The following is an 18,279-nucleotide window of genomic DNA, read 5'->3' on the forward strand; positions in this document are numbered from 1 at the left end:
GGCCGATGAACGAAACCACCGAACGCACGCCGCTGGTGCTCATGTACCACTCCGTGGACCACCGGAGCGACGACCCGCATCTGATCACGGTGTCGCCCCGTCGTTTCGAACGGCAGATCCGCTGGCTCAAGAGCAGGGGCCTGCGCGGGGTGAGCATGACCGAGCTGCTGCACGCCCAGCAGGCCGGGCAGGCGGGCAGGCTGGTCGGCCTCACGTTCGACGACGGGTACGCCGACTTCTTCGCGCACGTCGTCCCGGTCCTGGCGCGTTTTGGCTTCACCGCCACCGTCTTCATGGTCACCGCGCGCATCGGCGAGGCCAACACCTGGGACGAGGGGCCGCGCATACCGCTGATGAACGAGGCGCAGCTTCAGGCCGTGGTGCGCTGCGGAATGGAGGTCGGTTCGCACGGCGTCCACCACCTTTCCCTGCCGTCGCTGGACGACCACCAGGTCAAGCAGGAGCTCAAGCAGAGCCGTGCCGCCCTGGAGGAGTTCCTCGACAGGCCCGTGCCCGGCTTCGCCTACCCGTACGGGCACGTCACACCCGATGTCATCGCCGCCGTACGGGAGGCCGGGTACGCCTACGGCTGCGCCATCTGGGACGAGCATCCGGGCCCTCACGCCATCCCACGTACCTACATCGGCGAACGGGACGGCGGCCTGCGCCTATGGGCCAAGTCGGCCCGCCACCACCTGCGCTGGAACGTGCGCCGATGACCAGGGTCCTGCACGTCATCACCGGCTGGGACCGCGGCGGCGCCGAACGGCAGCTGCTGCTGCTGGTGCGGCACCTGCCGGTGCACTGTGACATCGCGGTGCTCACCGGTACCGGAGACCTCACCCCGGCGGCCCGGGCGGCCGGGATCGACGTGCACCACATCGGGATGCGCGGCAACTCCGACCCGCGAGCCGTTCCCCGGCTGGCCCGCCTGATGCGGCGCGGCGCCTACGACGTGGTGCACACCCACCTGTACCGGGCCTGCGTCCACGGACGGCTCGCGGCCCGCATCGCCGGGATCCGCAGGGTCATAGCCACCGAGCACTCGCTCGGCGACGGGCACATCGAAGGCCGCCGCACGAGCACCCCGGTGCGCCTGCTCTACCGGGCCACCGAACGCCTGGGCGAGACCACCATCGCCGTCTCCCCCACCGTGGCCAGGCGCCTGCGCGGCTGGGGCGTACCGGCGAGCCGGCTGCTGACGCTGCCGAACGGGATCGACGCGGCGGCCTTCCGCTTCGACCCGCGCCACCGGGCCGCCACCCGCGCCTGCCTGGGCATTGGCCCCGACGAGTTCGTCGTGGGCTCGGTGGGCCGCCTGGTGGACACCAAGCGCCTGGACGTGCTCATCCGTTCCCTGCCGCACGACGAACGCGGGCGCCTGCTGATCGTCGGCGCGGGACCCGCCCGGGCCACATTGGAACGGCTCGCCGCGTCCCTCGGCGCGACCCACCGCGTGATCTTCACCGGCGACCGTGCCGACGTACCCGCCCTGCTCTCGGCGATGGACCTGTACGCGGCGCCCTCGTCCCAGGAGACGTTCGGGCTGAGCGTCCTCGAAGCCCTCGCCAGCGGGCTGCCCGTCCTCTACTCCGTCTGCCCGGCCCTGACGGACCTGCCGCCCGACGCCGCCCCGCAGGCACAGCGGCTGCCGCCGCACGAACCGGACTGGCGGGCCGCGATCGAGCAGGCCGCCCGGCGTCCGGCCGCTCGCCTCCGCCCTCCCCCGGCCGTGGCGCACTACGCCATCACCAGGCAGATCGAACCGCTGGTCCGGCTCTACCAGCACGGGCCCGCCGCGATCGGCGCCTCCGTACCGTCCAGCGTTTCTCCAGCGTGAAAGGGCCGCAGATGCCTCATCCACACACCCACACCGCGACCACGTTCAGCAGGGCCGTACTGCTGGCCGCCGTGGTCATGCTCGGGCTGCTGGGCGGCCTGGGCTATGGAAGCCTCCAGCCCGCGACCTATACGGCCGACGCACACGTTCTGGTGACGGCCCCGGCGAGCGCCGGGCCGGTGGCCACCAGCTTCGCCCAGGCCTACGCCCGCCTGGCCACGCTGCCCGGGACGCTGGCACTCGCGTCACCGCCGCTGCCCCCGGCCTTGATGGACGCCGCCCGCGAGCACCTGCAGGTGTCGACGTCGCCCGACGCCCCGCTGATCCGCCTCACCGGATCAGGCCCCACGCCCGCGCGGGCCACCGCGTACGCCAACGCCGCCGCCACCGCGCTGGCCCAGTACGGGGCCGAGCACCGCCACGAGACCGGAGTCCGTGTCGTGCTGATGAACACCGCCAGCCCGCCCGCGTTCCCCTCCGGCCCCAACCTGCCGATCAGCGGCCTGGTGGGAACGGCCGCGGGCGTGCTGCTGGCCATGCTGGTAGCGGCCACCGGCTGGGACCGCCGCTGGTGGCCCGCCGTCCGGCACCACAATTGGCACATCCCGCGGCCCCGTCGTCCCCGATGGCCGGCACGCAGGCGCATCACCGTAAAACGCCACCAACCGACCCCGCCTGTACGAGTCGACTTCGCCCATGAAGACCTGGCCGACACCCCAGCCCGAACCGCCTCCGCCCAAGACAACACGACACAAACCCAAGCCGAACGCGCCCAAGCCGAACGCCCGCAAGCCGAACGCGCCCAAGGTGAACGCCCGCAAGGCGGACGCCCGCAAGGCGGACGCCCGCAAGGCGAACGCCCGCAAGGCGGACGCCCGCAAGGCGAACGCCCGCAAGGCGGACGCCCGCAAGGCGAACGCCCGCAAGGCGAACGCGCCCAAGGCGAACGCCCGCAAGGCGAACGCGCCCAAGGCGAACGCCCGCATGGCGAACGCGCGCATGGCGAGCACGCCCAAGGTGAACGCCCGTACGGCGAACGCCCGCATGGCGAACGCGCCCAAGGCGAACGCCCGCAAGGCGAACGCCCGCAAGGCGAACGCCCGCAAGGCGAACGCCCGCAAGGCGAACGCGCGCAAGGCGAACGCGGGCAAGGCGAACGCGCGTACGGCGAACGCGCCCAAGGCGAACGCGCGCAAGGCGAACGCGCCCAAGGCGAACGCACGCACGGCGAACGCGCGTACGGCGAACGCGCCCAAGGCGAGCACGCCCAAGGTGAACGCCCGTACGGCGAACGCGCGCATGGCGACCGCGCGTACGGCGGACGTGCGCAAGGCGAACGTGCGCTAGGCGGCGCGCCGAAAGATGGCCCCGGCCTAAGCGTTCGGGGGCAAGGTGGCCGTATCCGAGGCGAACGTGGCCCAGGCGTCCCGGCGCAGGACGACGCACCGCAAGGCGAACTCGCGCAGGACGAGGCGGCCCGGGACGATCCGGCCCCAGACGACTCCGTACGAAAGGCCGAAGGCGACTCTACGAAGAGCAGTCAAGGGATCGGGTCGGCGGGGGCCGCGGAGGCTGCGACCAAATGACCAGTCCTTCCGCGCCGGCGACTGCCGGGACCTCCGCCATCACCTGGACGGCGGAGGTCCGCCGCGACCAGCAGGCACTGCAGGAGCTCGCCGGCCCGCTGCGCGACCTCTACCGGCGCTCCCCCGCCGCGACGCCGTTCCAGTCCCCCGCCTGGCTGGCGGCATGGTGGTCGAACTACGGCCGGCCCGGCGCCCTCCGGCTCGTTCTGGTCTGGCGTGGGCAGACCTTGATGGCGGCGGCGCCGCTGCTGGCAGACCGGCGTGCCGCGACGACCGTCCTTCTGCCGCTGGCACACCCGATCAGCGACTTCACCGACGTCCTGGTCGACGCCGACAACGCCGACGAGGCCCTGAGCCGGCTCGTCACGGCCCTGCTAGCCGAACCCCGCTGGTCGGCGATCGACTTCACCCAGGCGCGGCCCGGATCGAACGCCCACGCCCTGGCACGGCGGTGGCCTCGTCAGGTCTGGCAGACCCAGGCCGCCGCCTGCCTGGACCTCCCCGGCGGCCCCATGGACGAACTGCTGGGCCGCTATCCCGGACGCACCGCGGGCAAGCTGCGCAGCAAGCTCCGCAAGATCGACCATCAGCGGATCACCGTCTCCCCCGTACCGCCGCAGGACGCGCCCCAGGCCGTGGCGGAGCTGCTCCGGCTGCACATCCGCCAGTGGCACGGACGCAAGATGAATCCCGAGCACACGCGAGACCGGTTCCGCCGCCACCTGGCCCAGGCCTGCACCGACATGATCCGCCACGACGAGGCCGTGCTCTTCCAGTACAAGGACGCCGACGGCGGGCTCGTCGCCGTCGACCTGGTCCTGTTCGGTCATCAGCTGGCCGGCGCCTACCTGTACGGATGCCGCCCTACCCTCCGCAACACCATCGACGTCACGCTGATGCTGCTCCGACAGAACCTGGCGTGCACCCACAGCCGCGGCCTTCCCACCTTCAGCATGTTGCGCGGCCAGGAGCACTACAAGGCCAAATGGCGGCCCACCACAGTGATGAACGAGCGGCTCATCCTGGGACGTGGTCATCGGGCGCGGGCCTACGCCGCCGCTGCCGGCGTCCGCACGTTCCTCATGACCCTCAAGCACCGCTACCGACAGCGTCAGAACCCAGGCAGCCGCTAATGCGGGAGTTGCGCGTCCTGCACGTGGCCCAGCCGACTACCGGCGGGGTCGCGGCCTACGTCGCCCAGGCAGCAGCCGAACAACTACGGCGAGGCTGGCACGTCGCGGTCGCCTGCCCCCAGGACGGGCAACTGGCGCAGTGGCTCAGGCCTACCGGCATACCGGCGCTGCCATGGCGGGCCGGACGCGCGCCAGACCTGCACACCCTGGACGAAGCGTGGCGACTGCGCCGCATCGTACGAGAGTTCGCCCCGGACGTGGTGCACCTGCATTCCGCCAAGGCCGGTCTGGCGGGACGGCTGCCAGGCTCGCGTCGCCATGGGGTCATCTTCCAGCCGCACGGCTGGTCGTGGCTGGCAGGACGCGGCATGCTCGCCCGAGCCAGCAAGGCCTGGGAGAAGACAGCGGCGCCACGTTGCGACGCCCTGATCTGCGTAGGCGACGGCGAACTACGACAGGGCCAGAACGCGGGAGTCCGCGGGCCGCTCATCGTCGTCCGCAACGGAGTGGACCTCACCAGATTCAACCCGGCCGCCCCTGCGGAACGGCACGCCGCCAGACTCGCCCTCGGCATCCCGGCAGACGTACCCCTGGCCCTCTGCTTCGGCCGCCGCAGCCGCCAGAAAGGCCAAGACCTCCTCCTGGCTGCCTGGCCCGCGGTCCTGACCCGCTGCCCGCAAGCACGGCTCGCCATCGTCGGCGACGGTCTGACGGAAACAGGACCCCAGCCGGGCTCGGTCTCCTTCATGCCGGCAGCCGCCGACCCGCGCCCCTGGCTGGCGGCCTGCAACGTGGTGGTGATGCCCTCCCGATGGGAAGGCCTGCCGCTCAGCGCACTGGAGACCCTCGCCACCGGCCGCAGCCTGGTAGCAACGGCCATCCCCGGACTGACCGAGGTCGTGACCCCCGGAACAGGCGCACTCGTCCCGGCCGAGGACCCCGAGGCGCTCGCCGAGGCCGTAGCCGAACGGCTCGCCGCACCCGACCTGGCCGACGCCGAAGGCGCCGCCGGAACCCGCGCGGCCTCGGCGTTCAACCTCACCGAAACCCTCGACCAACTCTGCGCCCTAACCACAGCCGTAGCCGCCGCCACCCGCCCCCGCGCCACCTCCAAGCAGACAAGCACCCCGGTAGCCGGCGGACACTAGCAACACACCCGACACCACCGGAATGGGCCCATCCGGCGTAGCCACCGGCTCTGCGCGCTAACCACCGCTGGTGGCGATTCCCGTGCCTGGCGTGGCGGCGGGCAGGAAACCAGCCGGTCATCGGCGGATAGCAAGACACCCCACACCACCGAGTGCGGCTCACCCCCAACCGATCGCTGTGGCTGGCCGAGCGGCGGCAGGCAAGCGACCTGGTAACCGGCGGACGCTAACAACCATCCGGCACTGCTGGCGTCCGGCTGACCCCGGCGTTGCCGCCGGCTCTGTGTCTTAGCTGCCGCTGGTGGCGGTTCCCGGGGCTGGTGTGGTGGCGGGCGGGCACGTGATCCGGTAGTCGGCGGACGGTGGCGAGGCATACGGCACCGCCGGTGTGGGCCTCACGCCCGGCGTAGCCATTGGAGTGGCGCCCGCTACGGGGGTGGACGGAGCCGCAGTACCCGCCGGAGGAGACGACGCCAGCGGTGGTGAAACGGACGTGGGCGGAGCCGCCATTGGAGGCGCTACAGCCTGGCCGGGCGCCGCCATCGGGTCCGACCGCATGGCCAGCGGTACGGATGGGGCCGCCTTCGGCCTTGAACCCGGCGCTACCAGTGGCGTGGGGCTCACGATCGTCGGCGTAGGAGCGGGTGCGGTAGGCGATGGCGCGGCGGAGACGACCGGGGGCAAGGCCGGGGCGCCGCTCGTTGCGGAAGTCGCGGCTGACGGCATAGAAGAAGCGTTCGTCGATGCGGACGGCGTGGCAGGTATCCCTGCGGTGGTCGGCGCCCCCGGCGACACGGGTGTCCCTGGCGCGGCAGGCACGCCCGGCGCGGTCGGCATGCCCGGCGTGGCGGGTGCCCGCTGCGTGGCAGGTACGCCTGGCGACGCGGGTGTCCCCGGCGCGGCAGGGCTCCCTGGTGTGGCCGGCAGGCCTGGCGCGGGACGGTTGCCCGGCGCGGCCGGCACGCCCGGTGTGGCAGCCGGCCCGGGCACGGCGGGGTTGCCCTGCGCGGCTGGCATGCCCGGCGTGGCGGGCGTTCCCGGCGTGGCGGGTGCCCGCTGCGTGGCAGGTACGCCTGGCGACGCGGGTGTCCCTGGCGCGGCAGGGCTCCCTGGCGTGGCAGCTGCGCCGGGTGTGGCAGGCGTTCCCGGCGCGGCAGGCACGCCCGGTGTGGCGGGCGCGCCTGGGGAGGCGGGCGCGCCGGGCGAGGCGGGTGTCTCTGGTGTGGCTGGGCTTCCCGGTGCGGTGGGCGTCTGGGGCACGCCGGGTGTGGCAGGGGTGGGGGTGCAGGTCGGGGTGGGTGGAGGGGTGGAGGCCTGGTCTGACTGGCCGCCGAAGAGTTTGCGGTAGGTCTGGGACGACTCGGGGTTGTCGTCGCAGCGCCATACTCCGTGCGGGCAATAGTCAGTGAGGGTCTGATAGACGACGTTGTGGGACGTTATCCATTTATGCATACCTTCGATGTAATCCGGATTGTCGGAATTACGAAACAATCCCCATTCGGGGAAAGAGATGGGCTTGCCGTGGGCGGCGGCGAAGTCGGCCTGGGCCTGCATGCCGTACGGCTCATTGACGAAATCCTCGAAGGATTGGCCCCGTGGCTGGTCGTAGCTGTCCGAGCCGATGATGTCGACGACGTCGTCTCCGGGATAGCAGGCCGTCCACGGGATGGCGTCCCGGCCGCGGCTGGCGTTGAAGTCGAAACGGAACCGCGTGCCGGCGACCGACCGCATGGTGGTGACGATGCGGCGCCAATAGCGCTTCCAGGACGCGGGGTCGGGACGGCATCGGCCGCTGTAGGTGACGCCGTTCATTTCCCATCCGGGAATGATGATCGAGTCGGCCGCGCCGACCTTTACCAGCCGCTCGGCGAGCCGCCGGAAGTGCCCGTCGTACGACCCGGACGCGCCGGCGCGCAGGAACGACACCACGACTTCGTCCGGCAGGTTCGCCTCGTTGGGCGCGACCATCGGGACGTTGATGACGAGCAGGCGGGACGGGTCTTGGGCCCGCCAGCGCGCCCACGGCTCGATGATTCCCGCCGGCCCCTCGATCGCGGCCCAGGACTCACCGGGGAGATAGGTATGCCCGACTTTGACCGGCGAGCCGAGCCATTGCTGAAAGCCCGGTATTCTCGCGACTCCCTCGGCACCCGACCCCAGAAATGCTCCCAGCGGCGGACTCGAAACGGCTGCGTGCCGTTCTCGCGCGGTCGACGCATCGGTTGTCACGCACGAGCTGACCGCTGTCGCAGCAAAAATCGACGCACAGGCGGCACCACATTTAAGGAAACTCAGAAGTCGTCGCTTCCGTCCCCGATAGAATCGCCCAGAGGCATCGTGGATGCGGTCAGGTGCCATGCGTATCGTATGCCCGGCCGGGGTCGAGACGAACGGCCGCACCCCGGTGCCGTGAAAATTCTTTGCCCACGCTATAAGCACCTCGCATATGTACCGACATAGGAGAATTGGCCGGATGCCCCATGCTGCGTGACTCCCCGCAGTTGACCGCACCCGAACTCGACCGCCGGCTGCCCGTCCTGCTGCTGCGCACCAACCGCTACCCCCTGCACCACGGCACCCTGGCGGCCATCAGGTCCCTAGGACGGGCCGGGGTCGAGGTCCACGCCATTCTCGAACCCGGCACCACGCCCGCCGGCACCTCCAAATACCTGCACCGGTGCCACGGCTGGGGCCCGGCGCCCCACCTGGGCACCGCTCTCGCCCGCTACCTCGACAGGATCGCTACGCGGATCGGCCGCCCTGCCCTGCTGCTGCCGATGGACGACGCCGGCGCCATCTACATCGCCGAGAACGCCGGGACGCTGAAGGCCGGATTCGTCTTCCCGGCCCAGTGGCCCAGCACCCCCCGCATGGTGGCCGACAAGGCGACGCTGCTGGAGGCCGCCCAGCGCAACGGCATCGCCATGCCGCCCAGCCGGATGCCCGCGACCGACGCCGAACTCCGCGAGGCCGTCGGCGCCCTCGGCCTCCCCCTGATCGCCAAGTGGGCGCGGTCGTGGCTGCTGCCGCCCGGGCTGCGCAGCACCCTGCTGGTCACCACGCTCCAGCAGGCGCAGCGGCTGCTGGCCAGGGCGCACGACCCGGCCAACCAGGCGGCCGGTCCCCTGATCCTGCAGCGCCGCATCCCGCCCGCCGGGGGTGACTGGTTCTTTCACGGCTACTTCGACGGCTCGTCCAGATGCCTGTTCGGCGGCACCGGCCGCAAGCACGTGGCGCGGCCCGCCGACGCCGGCCACACCGTCGCCGGCGAATGGGTCGTCAACCCCCGCCTGGAACGGCTCGCGCACGAGATCGTCTGCACCCTGGGCTACACCGGCGTCGTCGACCTGGACTTCCGCCTCGACGCCCAGGACGACGTCGAGGACGACGCCGAGGACGAGGGCACCTATCACCTGCTGGACTTCAATCCCCGGCTCGGCGCGCAGTTCCGGCTCTTCCACGACCGCCAGTCCCTCGACCTCGTCCGAGCGCTGCACCTGCACCAGTCGGGACGCCGCATCCCGCGGCCACGACCGGCGCCGGGCCGGACGCTGATCGTCGAGAACCACTACGCCCTCGGCTCGTTCACCCGCCCCCTCACCAAGATCCGCCGCGGCCGCCAGGCGGACGAACTGGCCTGGTGGGCCGCCGACGACCCCCGTCCGTTCTTCGTCATGGGCAAGCTCAGCCTGGCCGGCGCCCTGACGCGCGCGAGACCGGGCCGCCGCCGCCGATGACGCGCCACCGCCTGCCGCGTTCATCCCGCGAGCAGCACCGCACCTCAGGAAGGAACAACGACCTCGTGGACGACTCACTCATCGACACCCTGATCGTCGGGGCTGGACCCTACGGCTTGTCGATCGCGGCGCACGCGCGGGCGCACGGGCTCAACGTGCGCGTCATCGGTACGCCCATGGACTTCTGGCAGCGGCACATGCCCGCGGGCATGCTCCTGAAGTCCGAGCCGTTCGCCTCCAACCTCAGCTCGCCCTCGCCCGGCAGTTCGTTCACCGACCTGCATCCCGGCTGGCCGATGGGACGGCCGATCCCGCTGGGCTCGTTCGTCTCCTACGGGCAGTGGTTCGCCGAGCACGCGGTCCGCGGCACCGAGGACGCCCAGGTCGAGCACGTCGAGGCCGCCGACCCCGGCTTCACCGTGACCCTGAGCACCGGCGAGCGGGTCCGCGCCCTGAACGTGGTCATCGCCATCGGCGTACGCCAGTTCGCCCATGTGCCCGACCAGCTGCGTTCCCTGCCCCCCGAGCTCGCCACCCACAGCGTCGACCACCATGACCTGAGCCGCTTCGCCGACCGCGAGGTGACGGTCGTCGGCGCGGGCCAGTCGGCGCTGGAGACCGCGGTCCTGCTGGCTGACGCGGGAGCACGGCCCACCGTGGTCTCCCGCAAGGAACAACTGGCCTGGAACGCGGTGCCCGAGCCCGACCCGTCGTGGGCGAGCAGGGCACTGCGCGGTCCCCAGTCCGGGCTGGGACGTGGCTGGCGCACCTGGCTGTGGTCGGAGTACCCGGCCACCACCCGCGCCCTCCCCGACCGGACCCGCCAGAAGATCGTGAAGAACACGCTGGGCCCGGCCGGCTCCTGGTGGCTGAGGGATCGCCTCGACCACCGCATCACGCTGCGGCTGGGCGAACGCGTCGTCGAGGCCGACGAGAACAACGGCAGGGTCCGGTTCTCGACCGTCACCAGCCGCGGCGGCATCCACCTCTGCCAGACCGACCACATCATCGCCGCGACCGGCTACGTCCCCGACGTCGACAAGGTCACCATCCTCGATCCGCAGCTGCGCCGCCGGCTGCGGCTGCGGCACCGGTCGCCCGCCCTGTCACGCCACTTCGAAAGCTCGGTCCCCGGCCTCTACTTCGCCGGCCTGGCGGCCGCGGCGAGCTTCGGCCCGGTGATGCGCTTCGTGCACGGGAGCTCGTTCGCCGCCCAGCGCATCGCCGACAGCCTCGCCAGACGCCGGACGTCCACCTCGTCCGGCGCCGCGATCCCGCCCAAGCAGACCGACAAGAGCGTGGCACCCCAGTGACCGCCGGGGGCGCCGCCCGCAGCGGCGGCGCCCCCAGCCGGATTTCGGTACGATCTGGACGTGGGAACCGGTAACAATCACCCCGCCCGCCACCGGCATCCCCACGCCCAAGCCGCGCCCCACCCCAGTGACCCCCCAAGCCCGCCCGGCACGCGCACGGCCATCTGGCCGCAGGCACGGAGCCGCGCCCATGGCTGAACACGACGTCTTCCTAGCCGACTGTCCCGCCAGAACCACCCTGGACCTGATCGCCGACACCTGGTCGGTCGTCGTGGTGTTCGGGCTAGGACGCGGCCCGTTGCGCTACAGCGACCTTCATGACCGGATCGGCGGCATCAGCAACAAGATGCTGACGCAGACCCTGCGCAAGCTGGAGCGCAACAACCTCGTGGAGCGGCGTACCCCGCCCAACGCGCCCGCCGGCGTGGAGTACCGGCTGACCTTCCTCGGCGAGAGCCTCCTCGGACCGGTGAGCGTGCTCGCCCAGTGGGCACAGGAACACGCCACCGACCTCGGCGGCGATGACTGACATACCGCAAGGAACCGAATGGTTCCCTGCCCGCTCCTAACGTTGCCGCCATGCCAACAGTAAAGATCGGCGCGAGCGACCTGCGGGTCTCACCGCTGTGCCTGGGAGGCAATCCCTTCGGCTGGACCGCCGACGAGGAGACCTCGTTCGCGGTGCTGGACGCCTACGCCGAGGCGGGCGGCAACTTCATCGACACCGCCGACATGTACTCCTGCTGGGTCCCCGGCAACAGCGGCGGCGAATCCGAAACGATCATCGGCCGCTGGATGAAGGCCCGCGGCAACCGCGACCAGCTGGTGATCGCGACGAAGGTGGGCGCGCTGCCGGGCGTGGACGGCCTGGCGCCGGAGACGATCCGGCGCGGCGTCGACGACTCGCTGCGGCGGCTCGGGATCGAGCACATCGACCTGTACTACGCGCATGTCGACGACCCCGATACCCCCGTGACGCAGACCCTGGCGGCGTTCGACGGCCTGGTGCGGGCCGGCAAGGTACGGCACATCGCGGCGTCCAACTTCACCGCCGGCCGCCTCGCCGAATCGCTGGACGTCTCGGCGCGGGAAGGGCTCGCGGCGTACGTCGCGCTGCAGGCGGAGTACAACCTGGTGCAACGCGAGGGCTACGAACGTGACCTGGCGCCCATCGTGGCCGGTGCCGGGCTGGCCTGCCTGCCGTATGTCGCCCTGGCCCGAGGCTTCCTCACCGGGAAATACCGCCCCGGCGGACCCCACGTGGACAGCGCCCGCGCCGCCCGCGCCGGCGCGCACCTGGACGGCAACGGCCCCGCCGTTCTCTCGGCGCTGGACGAGGTCGCCGCCGCGCACCACACCACCCTGGCCGCGGTCGCGCTGGCCTGGCTCGCCGCCCAGCCCACCGTCGCCGCCCCGCTGGCCGGAGCCCGCACCCCGGCGCAGCTCGCCGACCTGCTCCCGTTCCTGACCCTTCGGCTCACCACCGACGAACTCGCCCTGCTGGACAAAGCCAGCGCCTGAACGAACACCACCACCCTGGAGATGCTCGTGCTCCGAACACGTTCACGCCGCCGCTTCGCCGCCGCCGCCCTCGCGGCCACAACCCTGGCCCTCCTCCCCTCAATCCCGGCGGCCGGAGAGCCGCCGCCGTCCGCCCGGATCATCACGGCCCATGAGCTTCCAGGCGAACGGGTCTACCCCGAGGGCATCACCGCCGACCCCCGTACGGGCGATCTCTACACCGGCTCGTTCGTCGACGGCATGATCTTCAGGATGAGGCCGGGCCGGCGCGTTGCCGAGGTGTTCCTGCCCGCCGGTACGGACGGGCGTACCAGGGCACTCGGGCTGGAGGCGGACCGGGCCGGGCGCCTGTGGGTGATCGACGCGGCCACCGGAATCGCGGTGTACGACCTCCGCAGCCGCCGCCTGCTGGCGCGCTTCGACGTGCCCGGCCATGGCGGCCGTCTGGTCAACGACGTGGCGATCACTGACGGCACCGCCTACATCACCGACAGCCTGCGTTCGGTCATCTACCGAATCACACCCGCACAGTTGGCACGCGCACGCCAACACCGAGGCCGCGCCCCACTCCTCCCCGCCTTCGATCTGACCCGCGTCCTGGAGCCACACGGACCCGGCGCCGTCACCCTCAACGGCATCGTCGCCGACCCGTTCGGTCGCTATCTGCTAGCCGTGGACATGTCCGGCGGAGACCTCTACCGCATCGCCCTGCCATCCGGCGCGATCCGCAAGGTCACACTAGGCGGAGGCGACATCTCGCAAGGCGACGGCATGGAACTACGGCACGGCAGGCTGTGGGTGGCGCACCCCATCCCCCACGCCAACGCCATCAGCCGGTGGCGGGTCACCCGGGACGGCTACGCAGCCCAGGCGGAACGGCGACTGACCGACCAGGCGCTGCAACTCCCCACCACACTCCTGCACAGGAACGGGAGGCTGTACGTCGTCCGCTCACAGTTCGACAAGGGCGGCCCCGTAGGCCCAGGCACCCCTCGGACACCGTTCACCATCGCCTCGGTGCTTGGCTTCTGACGGCCCGACGTTTCTGGCAGCCCAGCGAGGACCAATCACCGACCGCCGAGGTCACGGGTGCCGTTGGCGGGATTCCTGCCGCGGAAAACCGGGGAGACCTGCAGGGATGTCTCTCGTAGGTCGCAGGAGGGCTCCGCTCCGACCCGGAGCCACGCTTGCCCCCGGCCGCTCTGCCACCAGGAGAATCGTCGTGCCCGCTCGTGACAACGAGCCCAGTCTCCGTCCCCCACGCGCGTTCGGAACCGCACGACGCTGGTGGCTCCACCTCTACGCACGCTGGTACTGGCGACGCGGCCAACGACACGCCCGCCGCCGCGCCTAACGCCGCCCGTCCAAGATCATCAGACCGGACACAGGCCGTCGTGGCCCTGCCGCACGTGACCGTCCCTTGACTGCCGCGCGACAGGCCTCGACCGTACGACGCAGGCGCGCCCGGCAGGCTCCCCACCCGCGCGCGCCGGATGGCGGTTGTACGGCCGCGACCGCGACGGACGAGCGTACGAGGTAGACGGAAGCGGCAGGCTCCACTCGGGCGCAGTCGATCCTGGCCGTACGGCCGCAACCGCAACGGACGACCGTACGACGCAGGCGCGCACGGCGGCTCCCACCCGCGCGCGCCGGATGGCGGTTGTACGGCCGCGACCGCGACGGGCGAGCGTACGAGGTAGACGGGAACGACCGGCTCCACTTGCGCGCGGCCGATGCTGGTCGTACGGCCGCCTGCCGCGGGCTGCCGCAACCGCAGCAGACGACCGTACGACGCGACGGGAACGGCGCGCGGCCCCATGACGGGTCGCGCCGCACCCGCGTTCACGGGCTGACCTCACGCAGCACGTACTGGATACGGTCGGCGACGTCAGTGACCCCGGTGACCGGGCCGATTCCTTGCCCCCACGCCCACTGGAACGTCTCGTTCCGGCACGAGATCTCGTCGTTCAGCTCAGCCACCTTGGGGTGGCTGACGCGCAGGACGGGACCGATGTTCCCGTTTCTGATCTCCGCGTTCCACCCGCGGCCGATCGCAGGACCGACTTGCGTCAGGGCCGCTGGCTACAGCGAGAGCGCGTCCCACACGTCAGCGAGCACGTATCCGATACGCGCGGCGAGGTCCACGAGACCACCGACAGTGGTGTCCGCGCATCCACGACCGCAGCCGGGTAGACGGCACGGGCGCGAGCTTCGAGCTGCCGTGGGCGATACCCACTTTTTTGTGGGTACTTGGCGGCGGCGCGGTGGTGGGGCGAGGCTGTTGGTGGGCGGTCGAGCGGGCCGTCCGACGCAGGTGAACGGAGGTGACGCGCGTTCAGGAAGCCGACTGGGTCTCGACGAGCCTGTCCAGGCGGCGGTGACCCCAGTCGGAGAGGGGAGCCAGTGCCTCGGACAGGTCGCGGCCGAAGTCGGTCAGCGAGTACACCGTCTTCAGCGGTAGCCCCTCGTGGACCTCGCGGTGCACCAGGCCGTCGTCCTCCATCTCGCGGAGCGCCTGGGTCAGCACCTTCTCGCTGAGACCGGGCAGCTGCCGACGCAGTTCGCCGGGGCGGTGCGGGCGGCCTTCCAGCAGCCAGAGCAGGGCGGTCTTCCACTTGCCGTCGATCACGGCGATCGCGGCGGTCACTCCGCAGACGTTCGTGTTCTGGGCGAGCTTGCGCGTCATCGATGTCCTATTTGTTGGGGGTTGAAGCATGTCCGACCAGTCTGCCGTCACCGTGATCGGTCTGGGACCGATGGGCCGGGCCTTGGCGGGAACGTTCGTGAACGCCGGTCTGCGGACCACCGTCTGGAACCGCACACCGGGCCGGGACGGCGAGCTCGTCGAACGCGGCGCCACGAGCGCTTCGTCGCCCGAGGAGGCGGTCGCGGCGGCCGATCTGACCGTCGTGTGCGTGGTGGACTACGACGCGGCGGACTCGGTGCTGCGGCGCGAGGCGGTCACCGGCGCGCTCAAGGGACGAACGGTGGTGAACCTGACCGCCGACACGCCCGGACGCGCCCGCGACACCGCCTCATGGGCGGCGGGCCATGGCATCCGGTACCTGGACGGCGCGATCATGACGCCGACCACCACCATCGGAACGCCGGACGCGGTGTTCATCCACAGTGGCCCGAAGGATCTCTACCAGGAGCACCTGCCCGTACTGGAGGCGCTCGGCGGCACCCACACTCATCTGGGCGAGGACATCGGCCGCGCCGCCGCGTACGACGTCGCGCTGCTGGACATCTTCTGGACCGCGATGGCGGGCTACGCGCACGCCCTGGCGGTGGCGAAGGCCGAGGGGATCACCGCGCGCGAACTGGCCCCGTTCGCCAAGGGCATCGGGGCGATCCTGCCGCCGTTCTTCGAGGACATCGCGGAGCAGGTGGACCAGGGGAACTTCTCCGGCGACGTCAACCCGATCACCTCGGCCGCGTCGTCCATGGCCCACATCATCCACGCCTCCGAGGCCCACGGGATCGACGCCGGAGTCATGCGCGCGGCCGAGGGCCTGGCCCGGCGCGTCATCGGGCTGGGCAACGGAACAGACGGGTTCATCCGCATCACCGACCTCCTGGGAACGGTCGGCGCCGCACGGACGGCCGGCGCCGGCCACTGACGCGCGACGCCCGTTGACGCGCGGACGGTCGGCGACGCCCACTGACGCGCGGACGGCCGGACGCAGGTTGTGCGTCCGGCCGTCCGGTTACGCGCAGGTTGTGCGTCCGGCCGTGCGACTAGGCGCAGGTCACCGTCCGGCGCCGGGGCCGGGACGACGGCGCTCCTGGTCGGCGGGCGTCCTGCCGGCCTGGGAGTCGTCCTCGACCTCGATGCGTTCCTTGCGGACCTGGCCGCCGACCTTCTGCTCCTCCGTCACGGTCTCGGTGTCCAGGCCGACCCTCTCGACCGGAACGGTCTCGGTCTCCACCACGGGTCGTTCACCATGCAGGGTGACTTCCAGCTCCTCCTCGCCGATGCGCTGGTCGCCGCGCCGGCGGTCCTCCGGGCTGATGGGCTCGCGCACGACACGGACCTCTTCGTGGGAGACCGGGACGCTGACCTGCTGCTGCTCGGTCACCACGACCTTGCGGAGGCGCACATGGCCCGTCTCGACCCGTTCGGTGCCGACGTTGAGGTGCTCCTCGGACCGGGTGACCGAATCCTGGCCGTGCACCCGCTGGTCGCGTTCACGCTGGGTGTCCTGAGCCGCCGCCTGACGGCCGGCCTGGTCACCGCGGTTGGGCGCCACGTCCATCCCGTAGTAGTGGTTGAGGGCGTCCTGCTGACGCTCGTCAATGTGACCGTTCTCCGGGTCGACGCGCGGGGCGTCCTTGACCCGGTCCTTGCTCACCGGAACCTGGAGTTCGCCGCCGGCGGCGGGTCGTCCCTGGCGGATGGGCACGAAGGTCTCCTTCGCACCGAAAAGCCCGGTGTGCACGGTCGCCCACATCGGCGCACCCGTGTGATCGTCCACCCAGACCTGGTTGATTCTGCCGATCTTCTGCCCGTCCGGATCGATCACGGTTCGGCCATGCAGCTGATCGACTTGGCCTGACTCAGCCATGCCGCGCTCCTCTCGTGGTGCTTGCATCGCCCCACGAGCACCTACCCCGCGCGCCTATATGAACACTCTAAGTAATGTTAATTTGGGACGAATGCCACTGAATCCCCAGCTCCACCGGTTACAGCTGCTCGCCCGGCTGCGGTCTGGTCGGGCCTTCGGACGACTCGGGCGGGCCACCTGGCTGCGACGGCTGGCTGGTGATGGCGAGCAGCATGGCGAGCACCTTGTCCTGGTCGTGAGCCAGCTTGTCCAGCCGGGTCCAGGTCTGGTTGAGCATCAGCACGATGATGCCCAGGATCTCCACGGCCAGAAGGAAGATGGTCCCGCGCTCGTTGATGAAGTCGGCGGCGAGGTTCGACACCAGCACGATCGCGCCCACGATCACCAGGAAGACCAGGATGTGGTTCCACATCTTGGACTCCATCGACCGGTAGTGGTCGTGCAGGTCTGCCGCCGGCCGGTACTCGACCTTGAACCGATCGGGCATCGCCATCACCCTCTCACGCCGGAGCGAGGTCGGAACCGCCACGGCCCCGCCTGTGCTTGCCCAGTCGCGGTTCCGGGACGCCCTGATCCAGCCCATCGGCACGACATCCGCTGAACGGGAGTCCGAGTGGAGGCGACGGCGGCAAGAAGGAGCAGCAACCCGTCCGTGCGCCGCCGCCTCCGCGCCTGAGGCGACCTTCTGTGTTCATGTCCAACGACAAAGAGTCTCCCCTCAACTACCGCTAGTAAACAGGGTTCGCTCCGCATCTCGCTAAGGCTCGAGCGACCCGCCAGCCCCCGGGTTCTCCCGGACGCTGAACGTCGCTGGCAGGGCCGCCCAGGCGGAGCCGGGCCCAGGGATGGGCACCCGCCCGGGTTTTCGCCCGTCCCTGGGCCCGGCCCTGCCAGTCAAGGTGCGGGCCGCGGGGGTCGGCCTTGGGCGGCCCACACTGGATCGCTCCACAACGAAGCGACACCGGGGACTTCCCCCGGCCAACCGCCGGCAAAACCGAGGTCGGCCAGTCTCCTACCAGGGGAAAGTGACAGTATCCATTCGGTCAGTCACGCTGAGTTGCACCAAGATGCGCTCATCGCGCTGCACACAACTGGCAGGACGACTTCAAACCATGCCCGAGCCAGGCCAGACACCCGAAGGCACGCCAGCCCCGCAACCGCACCCCAGGCACGCGACGGCAGGGCCCGGTGCTCGAGGGCAGCCCCGGCATGCGGTGGCAGCCGGGCGTGCGAGGGCAGGCACGGCGTGCGGCCGCAGGTCGGACACGCGGCCGCAGGTCGGGCATGCGAGGGCAGTTCGGGTGTGCGGCGGTAGGCCGGACACGCGACCGCAGGTTCGGCACGCGACGGTGGACCGGGCGTGCGACGGCTGGACGGGCGTGCGACGGCTGGACGGGCGTGCGACGGCTGGACGGGCGTGCGGCGGCCGGTCG

17 protein-coding genes are annotated in these 18,279 nt (G+C 71.1%); 10 read left to right on the forward strand and 7 right to left on the reverse strand.

Annotated elements, in window-relative coordinates; genetic code table 11:
- The first annotated feature begins 5 nt into the window (after positions 1–5).
- The gene (locus ABD333_RS38760) at positions 6–719 is read left to right on the forward strand and encodes a polysaccharide deacetylase family protein (RefSeq protein ID WP_344547594.1); all 714 of its coding nucleotides are present in this window, start codon (positions 6–8) and stop codon (positions 717–719) included.
- On the forward strand, positions 716–1,840 hold the full coding sequence (locus ABD333_RS38765) for a glycosyltransferase (protein ID WP_344547595.1): 1,125 nt from the start codon (positions 716–718) through the stop codon (positions 1,838–1,840). The genes ABD333_RS38760 and ABD333_RS38765 overlap by 4 nt, the downstream gene beginning before the upstream one ends.
- A 202-nt stretch (positions 1,841–2,042) precedes the next feature.
- Here ABD333_RS38765 and ABD333_RS38770 read toward each other — a convergent pair whose 3' ends face one another.
- Together ABD333_RS38770 and ABD333_RS47845 are read right to left on the reverse strand one after the other, a co-directional pair.
- Positions 2,043–2,378, reverse strand: a complete 336-nt coding sequence (locus tag ABD333_RS38770; RefSeq protein WP_344547596.1) for a hypothetical protein — start codon at positions 2,376–2,378, stop codon at positions 2,043–2,045.
- Between the two features lie 107 nt (positions 2,379–2,485).
- On the reverse strand, positions 2,486–3,286 hold the full coding sequence (locus ABD333_RS47845) for a pentapeptide repeat-containing protein (RefSeq protein WP_486303487.1): 801 nt from the start codon (positions 3,284–3,286) through the stop codon (positions 2,486–2,488).
- Between the two features lie 136 nt (positions 3,287–3,422).
- Here ABD333_RS47845 and ABD333_RS38780 point away from each other — a divergent pair, with 136 nt between their 5' ends.
- Both ABD333_RS38780 and ABD333_RS38785 read left to right on the forward strand, forming a co-directional pair.
- Positions 3,423–4,559 (forward strand): GNAT family N-acetyltransferase, encoded by a 1,137-nt coding sequence (locus tag ABD333_RS38780; RefSeq protein ID WP_344547598.1) that lies wholly within the window; start codon positions 3,423–3,425, stop codon positions 4,557–4,559.
- The gene (locus tag ABD333_RS38785; protein ID WP_344547599.1) at positions 4,559–5,707 is read left to right on the forward strand and encodes a glycosyltransferase; all 1,149 of its coding nucleotides are present in this window, start codon (positions 4,559–4,561) and stop codon (positions 5,705–5,707) included. The genes ABD333_RS38780 and ABD333_RS38785 overlap by 1 nt, the downstream gene beginning before the upstream one ends.
- A 288-nt stretch (positions 5,708–5,995) precedes the next feature.
- Here the strand turns inward: ABD333_RS38785 and ABD333_RS38790 are convergent, their stop codons facing one another.
- On the reverse strand, positions 5,996–8,065 hold the full coding sequence (locus tag ABD333_RS38790; protein WP_344547600.1) for a glycoside hydrolase family 26 protein: 2,070 nt from the start codon (positions 8,063–8,065) through the stop codon (positions 5,996–5,998).
- 122 nt (positions 8,066–8,187) lie between these two features.
- Between ABD333_RS38790 and ABD333_RS38795 the strand changes: the two genes are divergently transcribed.
- From ABD333_RS38795 to ABD333_RS38815, 5 genes are all read left to right on the forward strand, one after another.
- Positions 8,188–9,444 carry an ATP-grasp domain-containing protein gene (locus ABD333_RS38795; protein ID WP_344547601.1) on the forward strand — a complete coding sequence of 419 codons (1,257 nt, stop codon included), beginning with the start codon at positions 8,188–8,190 and terminating at the stop codon, positions 9,442–9,444.
- Positions 9,445–9,509: 65 nt separating this feature from the next.
- Positions 9,510–10,757, forward strand: coding sequence for an NAD(P)-binding domain-containing protein (locus tag ABD333_RS38800; protein WP_344547602.1), 1,248 nt, complete (start codon positions 9,510–9,512; stop codon positions 10,755–10,757).
- Between the two features lie 190 nt (positions 10,758–10,947).
- On the forward strand, positions 10,948–11,286 hold the full coding sequence (locus ABD333_RS38805; RefSeq protein WP_344547603.1) for a winged helix-turn-helix transcriptional regulator: 339 nt from the start codon (positions 10,948–10,950) through the stop codon (positions 11,284–11,286).
- Positions 11,287–11,336: 50 nt separating this feature from the next.
- Positions 11,337–12,278, forward strand: a complete 942-nt coding sequence (locus ABD333_RS38810; protein ID WP_344547604.1) for an aldo/keto reductase — start codon at positions 11,337–11,339, stop codon at positions 12,276–12,278.
- A gap of 27 nt (positions 12,279–12,305) precedes the next feature.
- Positions 12,306–13,310, forward strand: a complete 1,005-nt coding sequence (locus ABD333_RS38815) for an SMP-30/gluconolactonase/LRE family protein (protein ID WP_344547605.1) — start codon at positions 12,306–12,308, stop codon at positions 13,308–13,310.
- Between the two features lie 810 nt (positions 13,311–14,120).
- Here the strand turns inward: ABD333_RS38815 and ABD333_RS38820 are convergent.
- A complete protein-coding gene (locus ABD333_RS38820; RefSeq protein WP_344547606.1) occupies positions 14,121–14,258 on the reverse strand; it encodes a hypothetical protein in 138 nt (45 codons plus the stop codon).
- A 355-nt stretch (positions 14,259–14,613) separates the two neighbouring features.
- Positions 14,614–14,964 (reverse strand): winged helix-turn-helix transcriptional regulator, encoded by a 351-nt coding sequence (locus ABD333_RS38825; protein WP_344547607.1) that lies wholly within the window; start codon positions 14,962–14,964, stop codon positions 14,614–14,616.
- A gap of 28 nt (positions 14,965–14,992) precedes the next feature.
- On the opposite strand from ABD333_RS38825, the gene ABD333_RS38830 reads away from it, so the two are divergent.
- Complete coding sequence (locus ABD333_RS38830) at positions 14,993–15,901, forward strand: NAD(P)-dependent oxidoreductase (protein WP_344547608.1); 909 nt, start codon at positions 14,993–14,995, stop codon at positions 15,899–15,901.
- A 129-nt stretch (positions 15,902–16,030) separates the two neighbouring features.
- Here ABD333_RS38830 and ABD333_RS38835 read toward each other — a convergent pair whose 3' ends face one another.
- The gene (locus tag ABD333_RS38835; protein ID WP_344547609.1) at positions 16,031–16,846 is read right to left on the reverse strand and encodes a DUF2382 domain-containing protein; all 816 of its coding nucleotides are present in this window, start codon (positions 16,844–16,846) and stop codon (positions 16,031–16,033) included.
- Positions 16,847–16,964: 118 nt separating this feature from the next.
- Positions 16,965–17,333 (reverse strand): hypothetical protein, encoded by a 369-nt coding sequence (locus ABD333_RS38840; protein ID WP_344547610.1) that lies wholly within the window; start codon positions 17,331–17,333, stop codon positions 16,965–16,967.
- Positions 17,334–18,279 lie beyond the last annotated feature (946 nt).

This window comes from Actinomadura fulvescens (assembly GCF_039533225.1).
GTDB classification, from domain to species: domain Bacteria; phylum Actinomycetota; class Actinomycetes; order Streptosporangiales; family Streptosporangiaceae; genus Spirillospora; species Spirillospora fulvescens.

Coding starts and splice junctions, on each gene's coding strand:
- ABD333_RS38810 (WP_344547604.1), top strand. CDS start 11,337: ATGCCAACAGTAAAGATCGGCGCGAGCGACCTGCGGGTCTCACCGCTG.
- ABD333_RS38780 (WP_344547598.1), top strand. CDS start 3,423: ATGACCAGTCCTTCCGCGCCGGCGACTGCCGGGACCTCCGCCATCACC.
- ABD333_RS38795 (WP_344547601.1), top strand. CDS start 8,188: ATGCTGCGTGACTCCCCGCAGTTGACCGCACCCGAACTCGACCGCCGG.
- ABD333_RS38765 (WP_344547595.1), top strand. CDS start 716: ATGACCAGGGTCCTGCACGTCATCACCGGCTGGGACCGCGGCGGCGCC.
- ABD333_RS38835 (WP_344547609.1), bottom strand. CDS start 16,846: ATGGCTGAGTCAGGCCAAGTCGATCAGCTGCATGGCCGAACCGTGATC.
- ABD333_RS38830 (WP_344547608.1), top strand. CDS start 14,993: ATGTCCGACCAGTCTGCCGTCACCGTGATCGGTCTGGGACCGATGGGC.
- ABD333_RS38760 (WP_344547594.1), top strand. CDS start 6: ATGAACGAAACCACCGAACGCACGCCGCTGGTGCTCATGTACCACTCC.
- ABD333_RS38770 (WP_344547596.1), bottom strand. CDS start 2,378: ATGGCCAGCAGCACGCCCGCGGCCGTTCCCACCAGGCCGCTGATCGGC.
- ABD333_RS38805 (WP_344547603.1), top strand. CDS start 10,948: ATGGCTGAACACGACGTCTTCCTAGCCGACTGTCCCGCCAGAACCACC.
- ABD333_RS38790 (WP_344547600.1), bottom strand. CDS start 8,065: ATGGCACCTGACCGCATCCACGATGCCTCTGGGCGATTCTATCGGGGA.
- ABD333_RS38840 (WP_344547610.1), bottom strand. CDS start 17,333: ATGCCCGATCGGTTCAAGGTCGAGTACCGGCCGGCGGCAGACCTGCAC.
- ABD333_RS38825 (WP_344547607.1), bottom strand. CDS start 14,964: ATGACGCGCAAGCTCGCCCAGAACACGAACGTCTGCGGAGTGACCGCC.
- ABD333_RS38785 (WP_344547599.1), top strand. CDS start 4,559: ATGCGGGAGTTGCGCGTCCTGCACGTGGCCCAGCCGACTACCGGCGGG.